Annotated in this window: 14 protein-coding genes; 6 read left to right on the top strand and 8 right to left on the bottom strand. The window is 56.9% G+C overall.

Going from position 1 to position 18,065, the window contains the following annotated elements; all coding sequences use genetic code 11:
• Nucleotides 1-131: 131 nt before the first annotated feature.
• The 8 genes from EBBID32_RS22555 to EBBID32_RS22520 form a co-directional block, all read right to left on the bottom strand.
• Nucleotides 132-974, bottom strand: a complete 843-nt coding sequence (locus EBBID32_RS22555; RefSeq protein WP_081628164.1) for a sulfotransferase family protein — start codon at nucleotides 972-974, stop codon at nucleotides 132-134.
• 3 nt (nucleotides 975-977) lie between these two features.
• Nucleotides 978-2,183 carry a polysaccharide pyruvyl transferase family protein gene (locus EBBID32_RS23340; RefSeq protein WP_196805721.1) on the bottom strand — a complete coding sequence of 402 codons (1,206 nt, stop codon included), beginning with the start codon at nucleotides 2,181-2,183 and terminating at the stop codon, nucleotides 978-980.
• Between the two features lie 67 nt (nucleotides 2,184-2,250).
• Nucleotides 2,251-4,134 (bottom strand): hypothetical protein, encoded by a 1,884-nt coding sequence (locus EBBID32_RS22545; protein ID WP_156022663.1) that lies wholly within the window; start codon nucleotides 4,132-4,134, stop codon nucleotides 2,251-2,253.
• A 52-nt stretch (nucleotides 4,135-4,186) separates the two neighbouring features.
• Nucleotides 4,187-4,363, bottom strand: coding sequence for a hypothetical protein (locus EBBID32_RS24355; RefSeq protein WP_006967596.1), 177 nt, complete (start codon nucleotides 4,361-4,363; stop codon nucleotides 4,187-4,189).
• A 230-nt stretch (nucleotides 4,364-4,593) separates the two neighbouring features.
• On the bottom strand, nucleotides 4,594-9,492 hold the full coding sequence (locus EBBID32_RS23335; RefSeq protein ID WP_051093410.1) for a glycosyltransferase: 4,899 nt from the start codon (nucleotides 9,490-9,492) through the stop codon (nucleotides 4,594-4,596).
• Nucleotides 9,493-9,664: 172 nt separating this feature from the next.
• Nucleotides 9,665-10,312: an ABC transporter ATP-binding protein gene (locus EBBID32_RS22530; protein ID WP_006967591.1), complete on the bottom strand. Its 648-nt coding sequence runs from the start codon at nucleotides 10,310-10,312 to the stop codon at nucleotides 9,665-9,667.
• Complete coding sequence (locus EBBID32_RS22525) at nucleotides 10,309-11,103, bottom strand: ABC transporter permease (RefSeq protein ID WP_037492491.1); 795 nt, start codon at nucleotides 11,101-11,103, stop codon at nucleotides 10,309-10,311. Before EBBID32_RS22525 ends, EBBID32_RS22530 begins: the two co-directional genes overlap by 4 nt.
• Nucleotides 11,104-11,105: 2 nt before the next feature.
• Entirely contained in the window at nucleotides 11,106-12,269 is a 1,164-nt protein-coding gene (locus EBBID32_RS22520; RefSeq protein ID WP_006967588.1) for a capsular polysaccharide export system inner membrane protein KpsE, read from the bottom strand.
• A gap of 182 nt (nucleotides 12,270-12,451) precedes the next feature.
• Here EBBID32_RS22520 and EBBID32_RS22515 point away from each other — a divergent pair, with 182 nt between their 5' ends.
• The 6 genes from EBBID32_RS22515 to EBBID32_RS22490 are packed head-to-tail and all read left to right on the top strand — an operon-like array spanning nucleotide 12,452 to nucleotide 17,894.
• The gene (locus tag EBBID32_RS22515) at nucleotides 12,452-13,588 is read left to right on the top strand and encodes a polysaccharide biosynthesis/export family protein (RefSeq protein WP_037492489.1); all 1,137 of its coding nucleotides are present in this window, start codon (nucleotides 12,452-12,454) and stop codon (nucleotides 13,586-13,588) included.
• Between the two features lie 30 nt (nucleotides 13,589-13,618).
• Nucleotides 13,619-14,185 (top strand): dTDP-4-dehydrorhamnose 3,5-epimerase, encoded by a 567-nt coding sequence (gene rfbC / locus EBBID32_RS22510; RefSeq protein WP_006967586.1) that lies wholly within the window; start codon nucleotides 13,619-13,621, stop codon nucleotides 14,183-14,185.
• A gap of 3 nt (nucleotides 14,186-14,188) precedes the next feature.
• Complete coding sequence (rfbB, locus tag EBBID32_RS22505; protein ID WP_006967585.1) at nucleotides 14,189-15,259, top strand: dTDP-glucose 4,6-dehydratase; 1,071 nt, start codon at nucleotides 14,189-14,191, stop codon at nucleotides 15,257-15,259.
• Entirely contained in the window at nucleotides 15,256-16,143 is an 888-nt protein-coding gene (gene rfbD / locus EBBID32_RS22500; RefSeq protein WP_006967584.1) for a dTDP-4-dehydrorhamnose reductase, read from the top strand. Before rfbB ends, rfbD begins: the two co-directional genes overlap by 4 nt.
• A gap of 21 nt (nucleotides 16,144-16,164) precedes the next feature.
• Nucleotides 16,165-17,034, top strand: a complete 870-nt coding sequence (gene rfbA, locus EBBID32_RS22495) for a glucose-1-phosphate thymidylyltransferase RfbA (RefSeq protein WP_006967582.1) — start codon at nucleotides 16,165-16,167, stop codon at nucleotides 17,032-17,034.
• Between the two features lie 44 nt (nucleotides 17,035-17,078).
• Nucleotides 17,079-17,894 carry a class I mannose-6-phosphate isomerase gene (locus tag EBBID32_RS22490; RefSeq protein WP_006967578.1) on the top strand — a complete coding sequence of 272 codons (816 nt, stop codon included), beginning with the start codon at nucleotides 17,079-17,081 and terminating at the stop codon, nucleotides 17,892-17,894.
• Nucleotides 17,895-18,065: the final 171 nt, after the last annotated feature.

Genomic DNA, 18,065 nt, shown 5'->3' with positions numbered 1-18,065 from the left:
GGCCGCTCGCACCGCTAACGATTGTACCATCTGCGCAGAATTTGAGTCAAAGCCCTCTTTAACGCCGGTTACGTCGGGCGGTGCGCTATAAAGTCTGTATCCATAGCGTTCTTTGCTGTTACCCAGCAGCATCACGTCGAGGAATTGGAAGAAGAATATCTGGAATATCCCATTATCATCATTACGTTGATGCAACGGGATTCTATCTCCTTGATCTCGGCCAAATCCAGCTCTTCCACCCAGCCGTAGGCTTTGCCCGTCCGATAGAAGTCCTTTCGGGTTTCATATTTTAGGCTTCCAGCATCGACAGAACGAAACTTGTCGATGCCATTTTCGTCGATAATCTGGTGAAGCAGTTGCTTGCTTGTCTTAAGATCCGCCCATTGCAAGATATGTGACAGATGCTTTGCCGTATCAGTCATTAGACTTTCATAACTGACGCACATCAGCTTTTTTTTAGGTATATAATTGCGCGCGGCCAGATATGCGGTCGTGTAGAATGTCCATGATTGGCAAAATTCGGCGATGGACTTCCGCGTCCATCCGCCCCAACTCTCCTGACTTGCCGCTTTGAAGGATGCATATACCGCCCTTGGATCGCGGACGACGAACAGGAACTTGGCATCAGGCTGGATACGCGCCACAAGTTCGTAACGCAGGATATTGCCGGGCGTCTTTTCAAGAATCATCTTCCCCGGATCGGCCCTGGCCGCGATCCGCGACAATGTCGTCTGCACGATAGGTGCCAGAATGGCGTCGACAAACTCGACCTCGCTGAAAATCGCGCTCAGGCCGTCTGCCGCTTCCAGACTATATTCCTGATCATACCAATCCTTCAGCGGTCCGACATATTTGTCGTAAACATGCGTTTCCCGGCAGGTGACGGTATCAGGGTGGGTCGCCAACATGAAATGAACCCAGGAAGTACCACTTCTTGGGCAGCCACCGACGAGAAGGGATCTCGCATTTGCCAAAAATTACGTCCCGCTGGCGAATTCAAAACTCGAAATCCAGATACCCAAATGCCTGACATCGTCGCCTATGCCATGTTCCACAGGTCTGGACGCATTCTCGACCTTGAACCGCAGGGATAGCTCACCACTTGCATGTGCCTGCGGCACGGGGATATCTATGATTTTGGACGGTTCGTTGCGTATGATACGATGCGTATCGATGACTTTGCCCCCATGGACCACGCGGAAGACGACAACCCCCCCCGTCCCTTTGGGAAGCGTACCCACATTCAGCCGCAGGGTCAGCCTGCGCGTCGGCGGCTTCTTGAACAGCACCTGAAAATCGGTCCATTGGTCGACCGACCAGATGGCACCGCCTTCGGCCTTGGCCCAACCGGTGGTGAACGGGCCTTCGCCATTCGGCAGGTCTGCCACCTGATAGCATCTATTCTCTTCCACGTCGAAGAGCTTGACCGCCAGAATATCCTGCAGGGCGGGATCGAGCAGCGGGAACGCACGCAGGAGCGGTTCGGGATTCCAGGTGAGAGGAGCAACCAGTTCGCCATCCAAGCTGCTCTTCAGATCGCGATATGCCCGGGGCGCCACACGGTCTGTCCCCTCATAATAGTCAGTATATTTGAAATCCGCCTCGAACTGGCTCGCCATGCGCGTGATCGCCTTGCCATAGACGTCTGCGAATACCAGTCCATGAAGGGAACTGCTGATGACCCGTTTCGATGCCGAAATATAGGCCGCGACAGTGATGGGGTCGAGATTGGGCCGGATGAACATCAGATTATCTGTGAACGGCTCTGTGAAATAGGGAAGAAACCGGTCATCATTTATGTTGGGAATGACGACGATTTCCGGCATTGGCACGCCGATCTCCTGTGCAGCGTTTTCCAACTGCCCACGACGGGTCCTGATCTGCTCGTCAAACAGCATCGGGAAAAGCAAACCTGGATCGCCATAGATTTCCGGACAGTCAAACCCCTGATCGCGCATCATGAAGCGTGTTAAAGGCCCCCGGACAGCATTGAACCGGATATTCGCATTACTGGGCAGGATCGACCGGTGCTTGGAATTGACGCCGACTCCCCAGACCACATCATCATCCTTCGCTTCGTGGAGGATCGAACCGATGGCCAGAATCTTTGAATGAGTGGACAGGACCGTCGGGATGATATCATAGTCGAGCTTGAACTTCCGGCACAGGGCTTGAACCACCATCGGGCCAATCTCATCCCCGAAATTGATGCTGGTGGCCGGCTTCCACGAATAAACGTAAACATTCATCTTAGCTTACAACCTCAATCTCGCGCTTGGCATGTTCGGCGACTGCCAGTTGGTACGCCGCCTTGTGTGCCATGCCGACATTGACCGCATCCTGTCGCCAATAGTTGAAGGCGTTGACCTTGAACTGTTTTACCATCATGGCCACAGGATCCCCTTCGAAAGTCTGCTTGATGATGGAAACGGCAGATTTCACGTCCTCCGGAATGAAGATGCCGCCGGCCTCTGCCTTTCTCTGCACGTCACCCATCGAATTTTGATCGGGTACGAATACCGGCTTCAGCAGGGAATGACCCAGAAACTGGACCCCCGAATTCAGGCGATCGAAGCGGGGAACCAGCAATGCATCGCACTGGCTGACCAAGCTGATAACCTGTTCGTTGGGCACCTTGAAATGAATGCGTCGGGCCTTTCCGTCCCATTCGTCCCGATGCCGATGGATTTCCTTCCAATGGATGAGGTCGGGGTGAATAGCCCCGGCAAAGATCATCTGGTAACGCTGATGGCCCAGCGCTTCGCTGACCTCCAGACAGAATTTTAGCTCTTTTTCAGTCCTTATATGACCAAATACCAGGATCTTGATCTTGTCGGATTCAAACACCCTGTCTTGGAATGGCTGATTGTCCAGACGGAAATAGGGCTGGTAGTCGCCATGTGGCACGATCGCCGTCTTGACGTCTTTCAGGCCGTTAACCTTGCCATGATGGCGAGCATAAGGTTCTATATTGTCCGAACTCAGATGGCATATGACTGTGGCATAGTCGGCCAAAGCTTGCATCATGCGCGCCCTGTTCTTGCCATAGCTCGGCATCAGGTCGAAATTATGCGCCGTATATACGATTGGGCATATAGAAGCGATCTGCTGCATGCGCCTCTCGAACAACCGAACCTGTTCGTCGCTTGGCACTTTCCAGTGGAAGAGGGATTCGATCCACTCGATATGCAGTATGTCGCCCGGAACGAAATCATGATCCCAGAAGGATGCGACGCCTGTCGTAACATTATCGGGACCCAGAACCTGTTGCAGGCCGTCGCGCAGCGTGACGACATAGGCATTGGGCGAACTGTCCTGCACCTCTTCGGCCACGTAAACATGGGAATCGTCCCTCTTCGGCGGAAGCGAAGAATATTTCTGCGGGACGGCGATGTCCTTGGGGACAGGCCACAATTCATCGAAAGGTGCAAAGCAATCCGCTGGTGCGGAACGCCCATAGACTTCCTTCAATTCCGAAAATGACGTGACGATGTCCGCAGCATCCATCGCCTTGGATTCACGAAGCGCGGCCAGAATTCCATCCCATGCAACCCTCGATTCGCCTTCAAAATGATATTGGGCGCGTAGAGGACCGGTATAATGACGCATATAATCATGCAGATCGGGGTCGTAGGTGTTGTTCCAACGGGTATCGATCGGGATGACATTATATTCTTCGACCAGCCGGATGAGATGGCCATTTTCTCCCCAACCAACATCATGCCGACCGGAAATGGGCTTCCCGAGGCTGGCGACCCATCTGGCGAAGAAATCCAGCGACAACGCATTGCGATAGGCGAAGATGACCCCGGCGTTCACTCGCCCCGAATGACCTGCGACAACACCGATCGGCCTTTCGCTGGACACGGCGAGATGGATCGGAGGACATCCTGGCTGGATACCGACATCGGTATCCAGATACAGGACATAGTCATTTTTCAGCAGCGCCCCGTAAAGAAGGAGCGTTTTCAGCCAGATATTCTCGCGGCCGAGCGCGGGGCTTCCGTCCTGGGACACACAGACATAGGTATATCCATGGCGCTCACAATATTCTCGCTGGCTTTCTACGGCAGAAGCAAAGGCAACATCATAGCCGCCCTGTCCAAGAGAAAAAACGAGAACACGAGACGCCATGAAAATACCTATACAATCTTAATTATTCACCACTGATCAACGCTATAGTGCATCAATACCAGGTGCCCGTCTTTATGATTTGAAAGCGTTTAATGGCAACCCATGTAATTTCATCGTTATGGCGCAAGTAACCAAGAGTGATTTCACCATTCTTCTGACTGCTGACGCTGACGACGCGGTCCATGTTGACGAAGAGAAACTTTCCGTCACTCAGTTCGCACTGGATCATTCTTTGGTCCCTTTCCTTATTTAGACTAGTATGTGAATATGGCCATTGATTGCTAACCTCAACCGGTTTTCAGCCAAAGCACCAGGCCCACATCAACGGGTTGGCACAGTTGCCAGGAGACTGAATTGCTCCGGGAACGGACCGCACTCAACGCGACATGCCGACTGCGCAAGATCGCTGGCCAATACATCCGCGCAACGCTGCAAGCGGCCATTTTTTGGTGCCGACCATCATCCAACAATGCTATTAAACAGATTTTCCATCGCCTGCATAGAATAATGCCTGTTGGTGTACGCCCAGGCATTCCGGGCGCGTGTTGCTGCTTCGTCGCGATCCGTCAAGGCTTGGATCACGGCATCAGCAAATGCATCCGTTTCGCTTGCCAGGAACATGAGGGCTTCGGGATCCTGTAATCCCTGGGCACCGATTGGCGTCGTGACCAGCGGAACGCCCGAGGCCATGGCCTCGATCACCTTGCCCTTGACCCCGCCGCCAAAACGCAGCGGCGCGATAACGAGAGATGTTTCCTCATACAGGGTCGACAGGCGATCGTCGCTGACGAAGCCAGCGACCTCCACCCCATCGCTTTCCAGTGCGAGGACGCTTTCCGGCGCGTTGGAACCTACAATCGTCAGTTGGACCTTGCCTAGTCTCTCCTGCACGATCGGCAGGATGTTTTGGACGAACCAGATGATACCGTCTGCATTGGGCGTGTGGTTGAAGCCGCCAACGAACAGCAGGTTGAACGCCCTTTTCTGCGCAATGCTATTCAACACCCGCCCACTACGGGCAAACATGCCCTTTTCAAAGGCATAGACCGGCAATGCCTTGTAGGTGCGATCACCGCCCAGCTCCCGTTCGACCAGATCGACCTCGGTCTGGTCGGGATAGAGAATGACATCGGCCTGCGAACAGACATCCAGTTCCTGGCTGCGCATCAGGCGGATGTCCACGTCGGACACCGGTTCGCCAGCGGATTGCGCCGTCATCAGGCGCCTGAAGTGCAGATCATGACCATAATAGATGATCTTGATCGCGCCATTCGTCGCCCGGATGGTCTTAAGGTAATGGGGCGCAATATGAGGCCTGTTGACGAACACGGCGTCATAAAGATTGCTGCGTGCCTGCAGGAACTCGCCGAATTTGTCGCGATATTCGGTGCCATAGATGACTTCGACACCCATTTCCTGGAGCGTGGGCGTATATTGCGGATCGCGCCACAGATTATCGGGCCAGAATGTCACGGCATAGCCTTGAGCCAACAAGGCCTTGATGGACATGAAGGTTGAACGCGATCCGGCGTCGCGGTCCCACTGCGGCACATAATGGTCGATGACCAGGACATGCTTCTTGCCGAAGGATCGGTCGCGCGCGCGCAGTACATTCTGGGCGTTGGGGAAATGGTCCCGCGCCAGCACGGGTCGCCAGCGGTCCAGGAACGTCTCCTGGTTCTTGACCTGATAGGCCTTGATCCCGGAATTGAGGTCGCGACCATGACTGCGGCCTTCATGGTGCAGCACTTCCGAAGCCGGGTTCAGCACGGTGCGATAGCCCGCCTCGCGCAGGCGGAACGCCAGATCGGAATCCTCGCAATAGGCAGGTGCATAGATTTCGTCGAAGCCGCCCATGGCCCGCCAGACATCGGTCGGAATGGCGATCGCCGCCCCGGAGATATAGTCCACATCTTTCAGATAGTTGAATTCGGCCGCGCGGGCATTGGCACCGCGCCCGAAATTCCATGCCGACCCGTCGTTCCAGTAAATGCCGCCCGCTTCCTGCAGCGTGCCGTCCCAGTTGATAAGCTTCGATCCGGCAAGACCAACCCCGTCATGCATCTCGAACGTGTCGAGCAGCGTGTCGAGCCAATAGGGCATGACCAGCGTGTCATTGTTGAGAAGTACGACGTGGCGACCGCGGGCCTGCTTCGCCGCTTCATTGCAATTGCCGACAAAGCCGTAGTTTCGGGGCTGGCGCAGATAACGGACGACACCGCCGAGCGTAGCGATCAACTGGGGGGTCGCATCGCTCGACCCGTCGTCCGCGACGATGATCTCGTAGGATGCCGACGCCCTGTATTCCAGCACGGAACAGATACAGAGCAGCGTATCGATCACATTATTATAGACCGGAATTATGATCGATGCGTCGGGCTGATCCGGAAGGCCAGCGACACGCGCCGCCGACAGCGCCTTTATTCTGTCCGAAATCTGCAGGCAATGGCTGGAGGCCGGGAATGTCTCCGGCTTTTCCTGATAGGCCGCCATCACCGAACAGAGATAGGTGTAGAGGTCAATCTCGCTTTCGTGGCGCCCCTCCACTAGAAAGTCGCGCAATTTTTGCGGGATCCAAAAATCGTTCAACCGCTCCGGCGGCCATTTCTGGGCAATAACCGCCGACGCTTCGGGCGTGACCTCATCTGCCGGCAGGGGGAGGGGCGGATTGTCCAGCATGAAGTCAAGCAGGCCCAGTGAACGGTCCGTTCCGGTCAGCAGCGATTCCCATGCCGGGTTAACGGACGTGAGCGGGATTTCCCGCTTTTCCGCTCGACCGTAGACGATATAGTGGGTGAGGGGTTCAATCCCCGCCTGCGCTACATCAGGATAGCGATTGAGATAGGTTTGTGGATTGAAGAGCGGATTGGGGGCACGTCCTTCGCGCCAGCCATGCTCCAGATAATGTTCGAGTGGGCTGATCGCCAGCGTCGGCAACAGATCCTTGTTCTGGTTGAGATACCAGTCGTTGAGGAAATAGGGGTGGGGATTGCGCCCTTCGCGCCAGCCCATCTCCAGATAATGGCGCAGCGGGCAAACGCCTTCCGACGCGACGTCCGGATTTTTCTGCAAATAATAAGAGGAAGCGAACAGCGGATGCGGGTCCAGCGTCCACAGGCCAGGATCGCGCAGATAGCGGCCCAGGCGCACGCCTGCGGCATCGGCCGATTGCGTGGCGAGCCAGTGGCTATCGAACAATTTTGTGCGGAAAGGAGCCGCGTCGCGATCAAATCTCCGGCTTAATCGCTTGACCACCGATTCCTGGACAACGGGCCTTGGTTGGTGAACGATATGCGCGCGCACATCCTGCGCGGCGGCGACAATCTGCTGGCGGATATTGCCATGAACCTGAACAAAACGCTCGAGTTCCCTGCGCACGCCCGCATTCTGCCTGCTGACGGTTCTGGCGACGCTCGTGTTAGGCGCTGCGCGCGCCGGAAGAGTGGCCATGCCTACCCCGGCAGAAGGAGGAGGGGCGGGCTGCGTCGTCGGCTCTGCTATTTCGATTCGCAATGCCTTGGCCTGCTCGGCCTCCTGCTGCGCGCGCTCAAGTCCAGCGGTCGCAACGGCCAATTGCTTGCGCAGGACCGCCATGTCCCGCTGACTCTTCTGGCGTTCCAGTTCCAGCAGTCCCAGTGTGTCTGTCAGTTCCTTTTGGGCCTGGGTGAGTTGTGCGTTTGTCGCCGCGGCATATTCCTCGACCGTGGCAAGACGGGCCTCGAAACCCTTGGCTGTCTCCAGTTGATCGCGCAGAGCAGCCAACGCCTCATTGGCTCGGCTGAACCGATCCTGAATCTCACGGGCCTCAGCCTGTTCCAGCTCGAGCAATGTTCGGGTATCGGTGAGCGCCTGGTTGCTCTCCTCAAGGCGTGATCGGATATTCAGGACTTCGTTGCGTTCCTGACCCAGCAGAGCATTAGCGACTGCCAGCTCAGAACTGACCTCAATGACCTGCTTCTGCCGGGATGCGGCATCCTCTCTGACGAGATCCAGCTGGTCGCGCTGTGCCGCCACGATATGGTTGAACCCGCTGACCTGCGCTCTCAGGCCTTCGGCTTCGCCTCGCTCCCGGCCCAGCTGGCTGTTAGCGTCCATCAGTTGCGAACCAACTTGCGACAACTGCGCCTGATGGACTGCCGCTGCTTTCTCTGCGACGTCGAGCTTCGCGCGTAGGCTGACGGCTTCGCGCTGCTCCTGGTCCAGCATGGCGTTCACATTAACGAGGCGCAACTGCGTCTCTGCCAGCTGTTCACGCAAGGTCGTCGTTGTACGTTCCGCAGTCGCCAGAGTGTCGGCCATCTCTTGAGTCGATTCGAGCTGGCTGCGTTGTGTTGCAATGAGCTGGTTCAGGCCGAACAGCTTTTCGACGATGGAATCGGCGTCGGTCGCGACCATCGTGCCGGTCATCCGTGCCAGCAACCGAGAGAAGGTCACGGTCGAAGCTGCATCGATGCTTAATTGATTATAGCGCGCTTCGAGCTGCGCCCTGTCCTCCAGCGCCTTGTTCAGATCGTCCCGCAGCGTCTGCAACAGCGCCTGCGCATTGCTCAGCTCGACGCGCAGCACCGGATCGTCCTGCCCTGATGCTGGCATCTCCATCGGGTTATTGCCAATATGGTCCAGCCAGCGGGTCTCGTCGCGCGGCATGAACAGGCTGGCACCCGTCTCTTCGGCGGGCGAGGACTGCATCGAACAAAGCGCGATGATCCGATCCGGTTGCTTGGACGCTATTTCATCGCCTTGTACGACTGGGACGCCATCCTTGAAATCGCCCAGGAAGGTCAGCGCACTGGGCCGGTTGGTCCGCCGCTTGTGCTGGTCCAACCTGAAACTGAGCGAAACCCTGCCCTGACGCAGGCCGGTCAACTGGACATGGCTAAAATGGCGGTTCAGTATTTTCCGGAATGGCGCTGGATCGCTGGCCCTGTTTCCCGGCAATTCGACATCCGCCTGCCCGTCGCGGGTGGGGACGTCAGACGATGCCGTGATGAAGAGGCCCTCCTCCTTAAGTACGCGCTTCAATTCTATGATCAGGCCCTTCTGATCCTGCGTTAGGGCCATGATGTCGTTGCAGATGACGACATCGAAATGACTGTCATCAAAGGGAAGATCGACAAGGTCAGTGAACAGGAAATGGATATTCTGGCCAGAATGTTGCTTTTCCGCGTCGGCGATAACATCCTTATCAGTACTGACGACCGTTACGGAAGTCGCGCGTTCACTCAGCAAATATGTTCCGTAGATCGCTCCGTCTACAATATCCAGGACGCGCTTTCCTTCGACATATTCACGATAAAGCGCATAGCAATGGAGATGTTCGTAACTAATCCGACTTGTTTGCTCCGCGGTGTCCAACATTTCCAGTCCTTGTGACATTATGTATAAGGCCTCGCCTTTGTCAATTTTTATATATGCCATATGAAACGGCACCAAAAATTGGCACCCATCTTTCATATGCATGAAAAATCCGAAGCTACTTTAATTTATACTTAAAATATCGTTAACAGTATATCCCGTATGCCAGACCGGTTCATAGGTTGGAATAATCTTCAATTGCCGTGTCGATATCGTCATAGATGGTCGCATCGCCTTTGTGAATAACAACGGCCTTGGTGCAAAATTGCCTTACGAACTCCGTACTGTGAGACGCGACGATCATGCCCCGGTCAGTACGCTTATCGAACATTTCAGTTTGGCATTTGCGTTGAAAATTCTGGTCGCCCACCAGGATGATCTCGTCGATCAGATAGCATTCGAACTCGATCGCCAAAGACAGAGCGAAGGCTAGACGCGCACGCATACCAGAAGAATAAGTTTTTACCGGCATCCGCAATTGACGACCAAGTTCGGTGAATTCCTCCACGAATTGCCGAACTCGGTCATAGTCACGTTGATAGATGCGGGCGATGAAGCGGGCATTGTCATAGCCCGTCAGACTACCCTGAAAAGCGCCTGTAAAACCCAGTGGCCAGGATACCGACATCTTACGGATGATCCTGCCCGACGTGGGCAGTTCCACCCCGCCGATCAGCTTGATAAGCGTACTCTTGCCTGCACCATTCCGTCCCAGCAATGCGATCCGTTCGCCCGGTTGCACGACTAGGTTGATACCGTTGAGAACGTGCTTGCGCTCGCCATGATGCTTATAGGATTTGGTGATATTGTCGCAAATGATCATTCGACGCTCAACTTCCCGCGAACGATGCGACACAGAATCAGGCCGAACGTTGTACATACGACCGAACAGCCAATGGGATTCCAGATGTTATAATAGGCTGTGATATCCGGACCCCATATGCCCTTGCGCATCATTTCCATGCAATTGACGAATGGCGACAGGAGCAGGAAGTCACGCACGCTCGGATGCATCCACGATACAAGATAGAGAAGCCCGGAGAACGGGATCATGACATAAGTCGTTACAGGCACGAATTTTTCCATTGCCTCCGACATTTCGGACAACGGCGCGATGATCAGGCACAGCGAAAAACAAAACAGGGCGTAGAGGAACCAGCCTGCAATCAGCAATCCGATATCATCGGGAATGGGAAATTCCCCGACGGCATGTAGAACGATGCCCATGAAAAGATAGGCCATCATCCCGCCGAGCAGTTCGATGTTGAACCGGGCGATGATGAAGTCCACGATCTTGATCTGGCGATGGTATAACAGGCTCTGGTTGACGGTGAATACAGCCACGCTGCGCGATACGCTGTGACGGAACAGGGTGATGGGAATATAGCCCGTCGCCACGAACGCCATAATACCTATTCCATGTTCGGTCGGCCCATGAGTAAAGTGCCAGATCACGCCGACCAGACCACCAAATAAGAGCGGTTCGGCCATGATCCACAAAAAACCGATATTTTCCCGACCGAAGCGGGTGATCAGTTCACGGATCATCAACGCATGGATGACGCGGACCTGGGCCACCCACCCATCACGAAGTTTATGCAGGCCGCTTGCCATGGTCACTCGTCCGGTGCGTGCTCGAGAATGCCGATCCTGAACATCCACATGATGAAATACAGGCAAAGCGCGGCAGCCGCGACGGTGATGATGTTGATCAGCCGCTTGGGCAATAACGGCGTGTCGGGCAGGTTGGGGTTAACAACGCGTTCCAGATAGAATTGCTGACGCTGAGCTTCGGACCGAGCCTGAACCAGCGCGGCGTTGGCCGCATTCAGGCTCTGGGTTGCAAATTCCTGCTCCACCAGAAGATTTTCATACCCGCCCATCTTGGACGCAATGCCGTTACCGCTTCCCACGACTCTGCTATCCTGCCCGGCGATCTGCACCGAAATGGCATTGATGCGATTACGCAAGGCGGGGATGGACGGATTGCTGGGCGCGACTTGCCGCATCAGATCCAACTGAGCCTGCAACGTGGCACGCTCAGCCACCATAGCATTTGCGATCTCCAGCACGCCGACCGCCTGCTTGCCGGGATCGATCAGCGACTGGCTGTTGCGATATTGCGACAGAAGCGTACGCGCACTCTTGGCGCGCACGGTGGCAAGCGCAACCTGTGCCTGGGCTTCAGCAATGGCCTTGCTCTGCGCTCGGGCGTTGAGGCGGTTCACAAGCGCCTCGCTCAATTCCAGCAGTCGCCGGTTTATGACGTAGGCATCCTGGGGTGTGAACGCCTTGACCTTGATGGTCGCGGTGCCTGTTTCGGCGTCCATGCGCGGATCGACCATCTTGTCATAAAATTTGAACAAACTCTCGAAGCTACGATCGGAAAGAGGCTGGGGAAAGCGGCTCAGAAAATCGGCCTGCGGCGACGAAAATCTCTCCCGGACGCGGATGTCCTTTTCCAGTTCCTTCAGAGCGTCGCGAGACCTGACATAGGCCAGCACCTCATTCGCCTGCTCCTGTCCGCCCGACAGGCCCGTCGTCTGCACAAGATTGGCCAGCGACGAGATTTGCGATCGTTTCTGGTCCGCACTTTTGATGGTGAATCGCGATTCCGAAATATAGATATCGGCAGCGATCAGGCCATAATACAGGATAGCCAGGACCGTCGGCATAACGACGCAAAACAGGAACATGCGCCGCTTTTTCAGCCATTTGAGGGCCGAACCATGACGAGCCGGCGTCTCGGCTTCAGCGGGGGACAAGGTATTGGCGTTCATAAATTTGTGCAGCGCCTCAAGGGTAACCTAAACGCCCCAGCGCTAGGCCAACATGACCTAGGGCGCAAGGCCAAGAAGCATGATCGATAAAGTGGCGCAGGCGCGTGAGGAACTATTGTCCATTGTTGGATCGCAATGCTAAGGCGGCTCGTTAATAGGCCGTAGCTCCGAGAAATTTACCCATGCACGTTAAGAATAGCGTTTATTTGGCCCTGCTCACAGGCCTCGCAGGCTGCGCCACGTTGCCGTCGAGCGGTCCGACTGGCGGACAGATCGAAAAATCCGCTGTGGCGTTGAAGGATGGGGCGGCTATCCAGCTCGTCCAGATCAAGTCTGCGGCCGATCTTCCTGTCCCGGTCAGCGCGCCAGCGCCCTCGACCTTTCTGCCGGTTCTGGCACCGACGCCGACCAACATGGTGGGGCCGGGCGACATATTGGACATCAGCATCTATGAAGCAGGCGTCAGCCTGTTTTCGAACGCAGGATCGCTGTCCCAGATCTCCTCTATGCCTGGCGTGCAGGTGCAAAAACTGCCTCCGACGCGGGTCGACGATCTGGGCAACATAACCATCCCCTATGCCGGGACGATGCAGGTCGCAGGGCTGACGACTGGAGAGATTGAGGCGACGATCCGAAATTCGCTCAAGCGCCTTTCCCAAAATCCGCAGGTGCTGGTTACGTTGAGCCAGGTCATAACCAACTCGATCATCGTCGGCGGCGAAGTGGCGAAGCCTGGACGCTTGGTGCTACAGACGAATCGCGAGAGTCTGTCCGACGTTATTGCACTTGCCGGCGGCTATCGTGGAGATTCGAAGGATTTGATGGTCCGCATTCTGCGTGGTAATTCCAGTGCGGACATCCGCATCAACGATATCATCGAAGACCCCACGCTCGACGTACGTATCCGCCCTGGCGACCGGCTGATGCTGGTGGACGATCCGCGAACCTACTCCATCCTCGGCGCTTCTGGGCGGGTGGAACAGGCATCCTTCCGTCGCTCGTCCGTATCTTTGGCTGAAGCGGTCGCTACCGCTGGCGGCACCAATCCCAATCTTGGCGATCCTGCCGCCATCTTCCTGTTTCGGTATGTGCGGGATGCGCAGGGGCAGGAAGTGCCAATCGTCTATCATCTCAACATGATGCAGGCCGGATCCTACTTTCTTGCCCAAAGATTTGTGATGCAGGACAAGGATGTCCTCTATTTCGGCAACGCAGCGGCTAACCAGCCCAGCAAGCTCGTACAACTCATCAGTCAGCTATTCTCGCCGGTTCTGACCGTGACGAGCGCGGTATCCGTTATACAAAACAGCAATAATTGACAGTAAATACCTACTTTCCAAGAGGTTAATGTGGAATTGCAGCTCTACGATATCGTCGGCGTGACGCTTCTGACGCCTCGCCATATCGGCGACGAGCGGGGCTATTTCGCGGAAACCTTCCGCGCCGATCTGTTCGCCAAGCAAATCGGCGACTACCGTTTCGTCCAGGATAATGAATCGCACAGCGCAAAGGTCGGCACCATCCGCGGGCTGCATTTCCAGAGTGAACCCCATGCCCAAGGCAAGCTGGTGCGCTGCACCGCCGGCGCGCTGTTCGACGTCGCGGTCGATATTCGCCGTGGGTCACCCACCTATGGCCAGTGGGTCGGCGAAACGCTGACCCCCGACAATGGTAAGCAGCTCTGGATACCGCCGGGCTTCGCGCACGGCTTCTGCGCGCTCGAGCCCGATACCGTTATCTGTTACAAGGTGACCGGCAGCTATTACAGCGTCGAATGTGACAAGGGGCTTGCTTGGAACGACCCGGCGATTGGTATCGAATGGCCCGCCGCCGCGGACCCTGAAACCCTGTCGGCCAAGGATCGCAAGCAGCCACTGCTGGCTGACCTTCCCGCCTATTTCAGCTGGAGCAAATAACTCATGCGCGTGATCGTTACCGGCGGTGCCGGCTTTATCGGCTCTGCCGTTGTCCGCTATCTAGTGCTGGAAAAGGGCTATGACGTCCTCACCGTTGATGCGCTGACCTATGCAGGTTGCGAAGCGTCGCTAAAGGAAGTCGAAGGCAGGAACACCCACCAGTTCCTACACGCCAATATCTGCGACCGCGCGGCGATGGATGCGGCGATCGCCGGTTTCCGGCCCGACCGCATCATGCATCTGGCCGCCGAAAGCCATGTCGATCGCTCGATCACCGGTGCGGCCGATTTCATCCAGACCAATGTAGTCGGCAGCTTCACTCTGCTGGAGGCCGCGCGCGCCTATTGGAATGGGCTTGAGGGTGACGCGAAGACCGCCTTCCGCTTCCTCCATGTCTCGACCGACGAAGTCTATGGCTCGCTGGGCGACGAAGGCCTGTTCGAGGAAACCACGCCCTACGACCCCAGTTCTCCCTATTCGGCGTCCAAGGCAGCGTCCGATCACCTCGCCAAGGCATGGCAGCGCACTTATGGCCTACCGGTGGTGGTGTCGAACTGCTCGAACAATTATGGGCCGTACCACTTCCCCGAAAAGCTGATCCCGCTGACCATCCTCAACGCGCTCGAAGGGCGCAAGCTGCCAGTCTATGGCAAGGGCGAGAATATCCGCGACTGGCTCTATGTCGATGATCATGCCCGTGCGCTGGATATCATCATCGAACGCGGTACGCCGGGCGAAACCTATAATGTCGGCGGTCGCAACGAACGCAGGAATATCGATGTCGTGCTGCGTATCTGCGCTGTGCTGGACGAACTGGTGCCAACCGATACGCCGCGTACCAACCTGATCGAATATGTCACCGATCGTCCGGGCCATGACGCCCGCTACGCGATCGATGCGACCAGGCTGGAGAATGAGCTGGGCTGGCGCGCGCAGGAAAATTTCGACAGCGGCATCGAAAAGACGGTGCGCTGGTATCTGGAAAACCAGTGGTGGTGGCAGCCGCTGCGCGATCAATATGATGGTCAGCGTCTGGGCTTGGACAGCGCCCCTGCCACCGAGGTGCCTGCATGAAGATTGCCGTCACCGGGACGGCGGGACAGGTCGTCACCAGCCTGATCGAACGCGGCACCGTCGCCGGACATGATGTGATCGCGATCGGGCGCCCCGACCTCGATCTGGCGGACCCGGCTTCGGTCGTCCGTGCGCTGGAAGCGGCCGCGCCCGATGTGATCGTGTCGGCCGCCGCCTATACGGCGGTGGACAAGGCGGAAACGGAAAGCGACCTTGCACATGCCGTCAACGGCGCGGGCGCGGGCGCGGTGGCGCGGGCGGCCAGGCTGCTGGACGTGCCGCTCATTCATATCTCTACCGACTATGTGTTCGACGGGACGCTGGAGCGCCCCTATGTGGAAAGCGATCCCACCGGTCCGACTGGCGTCTATGGCGCGTCGAAGCTAGCAGGCGAACGGGCCGTACTCGATACCCACGACAATAGCACGATCCTGCGCGTCGCCTGGGTCTATAGCCCGTTCGGCGGCAATTTCGTCAAGACGATGTTGCGCCTCGCCGGGGACCGGGACGAGGTGTCGGTGGTCGCCGATCAGGTCGGCAACCCGACCAGCGCACTGGCGATCGCCGACGGCATCCTTCAGGTGGCTAACAATATGGTATCTGATGGTAGCTCTTCGCTTCGCGGCGTCTTTCACATGACGGCGCAGGGCGAAGGCAGCTGGGCCGATTTCGCACAATCGATCTTTGCAGCATCCGCCGCGCGCGGCGGTCCGTCGGCATCGGTGCGGTCTATCGGCACGGCCGACTATCCGACACCCGCCACGCGCCCGGCCAATTCGCGGCTCGATTGCACCCTGATAGCGCGCGTCCATGGTGTCAGACTGCCGGACTGGCGCACGTCGCTGGACGTGGTGATGGATCGCCTGCAACCCACCGCACACTGATTTCTTGGGGATATTGACGACATGAAGGGTATCATTCTTGCCGGTGGTAGCGGCACGCGCCTCTATCCGATGACGCTGTCGACCTCGAAGCAGCTCATGCCGGTCTATGACAAGCCGATGATCTATTATCCGCTCAGTACGCTGATGCATGCGGGTATTCGCGAAGTGTTGATCATCTCTACCCCGCGCGACCTGCCCGCCTTCCGGTCGCTCCTGGGCGACGGTTCGGCCTGGGGCATGACGATCGATTATGCCGAGCAGCCCAGTCCCGACGGCCTGGCGCAGGCCTATATCATTGGCGCCGATTTCGTCGCGGGCCAGCGGTCCGCGCTGATCCTGGGCGACAATATCTATCATGGCCATGGCCTACCGGAGATCCTCACTAGCGCCTCATCGCGCGAGAGCGGCGCCAGTGTCTTTGCCTATCATGTCACCGATCCCCAACGCTATGGCGTGGTCAGCTTCGACGACAGGATGAAGGCCGTTACGATCGAGGAAAAGCCGGAGCAGCCGAAATCCAACTGGGCGGTCACCGGCCTCTATTTCTACGACGAACAGGTCGTGGATATCGCCGCGAACCTCCGCCCTTCGCCGCGTGGCGAACTGGAGATTACCGACGTCAACCGCGTCTATCTGGAACGCGGCAACCTCCATGTGGAAATCATGGGCCGCGGCTATGCTTGGCTTGATACTGGCACGCCCGACAGCCTGCTCGACGCGGCCGACTTCGTCCGCGTCCTCGAAAAGCGCCAGGGCTTCAAGATCGCCAGCCCCGAAGAAATCGCTTTCCGCAATGGCTTCATCGACGGCCCGCAACTGGAACAGGCGATCGTCAAACTCGGCAAGTCCGATTATGGCCGCTATCTGCGTAATATATTGACGGAAAGCTGAAGGGTCAGGTTGACCCCAGCCCCACAGAAATGGATATGAATGGGATGCTGACACAAAAGCTTTCCCCCCATTATGTCGAAAAACCGTGGGGCCGAACCGACCTCCCGTCGCTCTTCGATGCTGGCGCGGATCGGCAGATCGGGGAGGTCTGGTTCGAAACCGCCGATGGGCGCGATCTGCCGTTGCTGGTCAAATATATCTTCACCAGCGAACGGCTGTCGATCCAGGTGCATCCCGACGACACACAGGCCCGGGCCAAGGGGCTGCCGCGCGGCAAGGAGGAAATCTGGTATGTCCTTGATTGCGAACCGGGTGCGAAGCTGGGTATCGGCCTGACGGCGCCCATGTCCCCCGACCAGTTCCGCGCGGCGGCGCAGGACGGAACGCTAGAACAATGGATCGACTGGAAGCCGGTGAAACCGGGCGATTGTTATTTCATTCCTGCCGGCACCGTCCATGCCATCGGCGCGGGCATCATACTTGCCGAAATCCAGCAAAATGCCGACCTCACCTATCGGCTCTATGACTATGGCCGCCCCCGCGAACTGCATCTGGACGATGGTGCCGCGGTCAGCCGCCTCCAGCCCTATGGCCGCGCCCTGATCGAAGCGCCACTGGGCAGCGAAGCCCGGCTGATCGCCGACAGCGAAGCCCCCTTCTCACTCGATCTGGTGCATTGGACTGCGGATCAAAGCCTCTCCCTGCCCGATGGCAAGCTGCTATGGTTCACACCGCTGACCGGCGCAGGTAGGGTCAATGGCCTCAGCTGGGAAAAGGGCGACTGCCTGCTGCTGGAGGGCGAGTGCATCTTCACCCTGATGGCAGGACCAGTATCGGCCCTGCTCGCCATTCCGCGCTGAACCGACGGATATTGCCGCTCCCCGCCTGCGCGCATAATGGGCGACCGGCCAATATCATCAAGTCAATGATTATAAAAGAAAATATTATTATGTCCGTTATATCTGGGACAGGGTCGCGACGGAAAATCGCTGATTTACAATGGCTTGATTTTGCGCGAACAGCTAGTCATT

Source organism: Sphingobium indicum BiD32 (genome assembly GCF_000382885.1).
Classification (GTDB): Bacteria; Pseudomonadota; Alphaproteobacteria; order Sphingomonadales; family Sphingomonadaceae; genus Sphingobium; species Sphingobium japonicum_C.
Note: the sequence above shows the minus strand (reverse complement) of the source record. Positions and strands in the feature narration are given on the sequence as shown.

What these genes read in the sequence shown, in the direction of transcription:
- rfbA (WP_006967582.1), top strand. Translation starts at nt 16,165, where the DNA reads ATGAAGGGTATCATTCTTGCCGGTGGTAGCGGCACGCGCCTCTATCCG.
- rfbD (WP_006967584.1), top strand. Translation starts at nt 15,256, where the DNA reads ATGAAGATTGCCGTCACCGGGACGGCGGGACAGGTCGTCACCAGCCTG.
- EBBID32_RS23335 (WP_051093410.1), bottom strand. Translation starts at nt 9,492, where the DNA reads ATGTTGGACACCGCGGAGCAAACAAGTCGGATTAGTTACGAACATCTC.
- EBBID32_RS22520 (WP_006967588.1), bottom strand. Translation starts at nt 12,269, where the DNA reads ATGAACGCCAATACCTTGTCCCCCGCTGAAGCCGAGACGCCGGCTCGT.
- EBBID32_RS22545 (WP_156022663.1), bottom strand. Translation starts at nt 4,134, where the DNA reads ATGGCGTCTCGTGTTCTCGTTTTTTCTCTTGGACAGGGCGGCTATGAT.
- EBBID32_RS22515 (WP_037492489.1), top strand. Translation starts at nt 12,452, where the DNA reads ATGCACGTTAAGAATAGCGTTTATTTGGCCCTGCTCACAGGCCTCGCA.
- EBBID32_RS22525 (WP_037492491.1), bottom strand. Translation starts at nt 11,103, where the DNA reads ATGGCAAGCGGCCTGCATAAACTTCGTGATGGGTGGGTGGCCCAGGTC.
- EBBID32_RS23340 (WP_196805721.1), bottom strand. Translation starts at nt 2,183, where the DNA reads ATGGTGGTTCAAGCCCTGTGCCGGAAGTTCAAGCTCGACTATGATATC.
- EBBID32_RS22530 (WP_006967591.1), bottom strand. Translation starts at nt 10,312, where the DNA reads ATGATCATTTGCGACAATATCACCAAATCCTATAAGCATCATGGCGAG.
- rfbB (WP_006967585.1), top strand. Translation starts at nt 14,189, where the DNA reads ATGCGCGTGATCGTTACCGGCGGTGCCGGCTTTATCGGCTCTGCCGTT.
- EBBID32_RS22490 (WP_006967578.1), top strand. Translation starts at nt 17,079, where the DNA reads ATGCTGACACAAAAGCTTTCCCCCCATTATGTCGAAAAACCGTGGGGC.
- EBBID32_RS24355 (WP_006967596.1), bottom strand. Translation starts at nt 4,363, where the DNA reads ATGATCCAGTGCGAACTGAGTGACGGAAAGTTTCTCTTCGTCAACATG.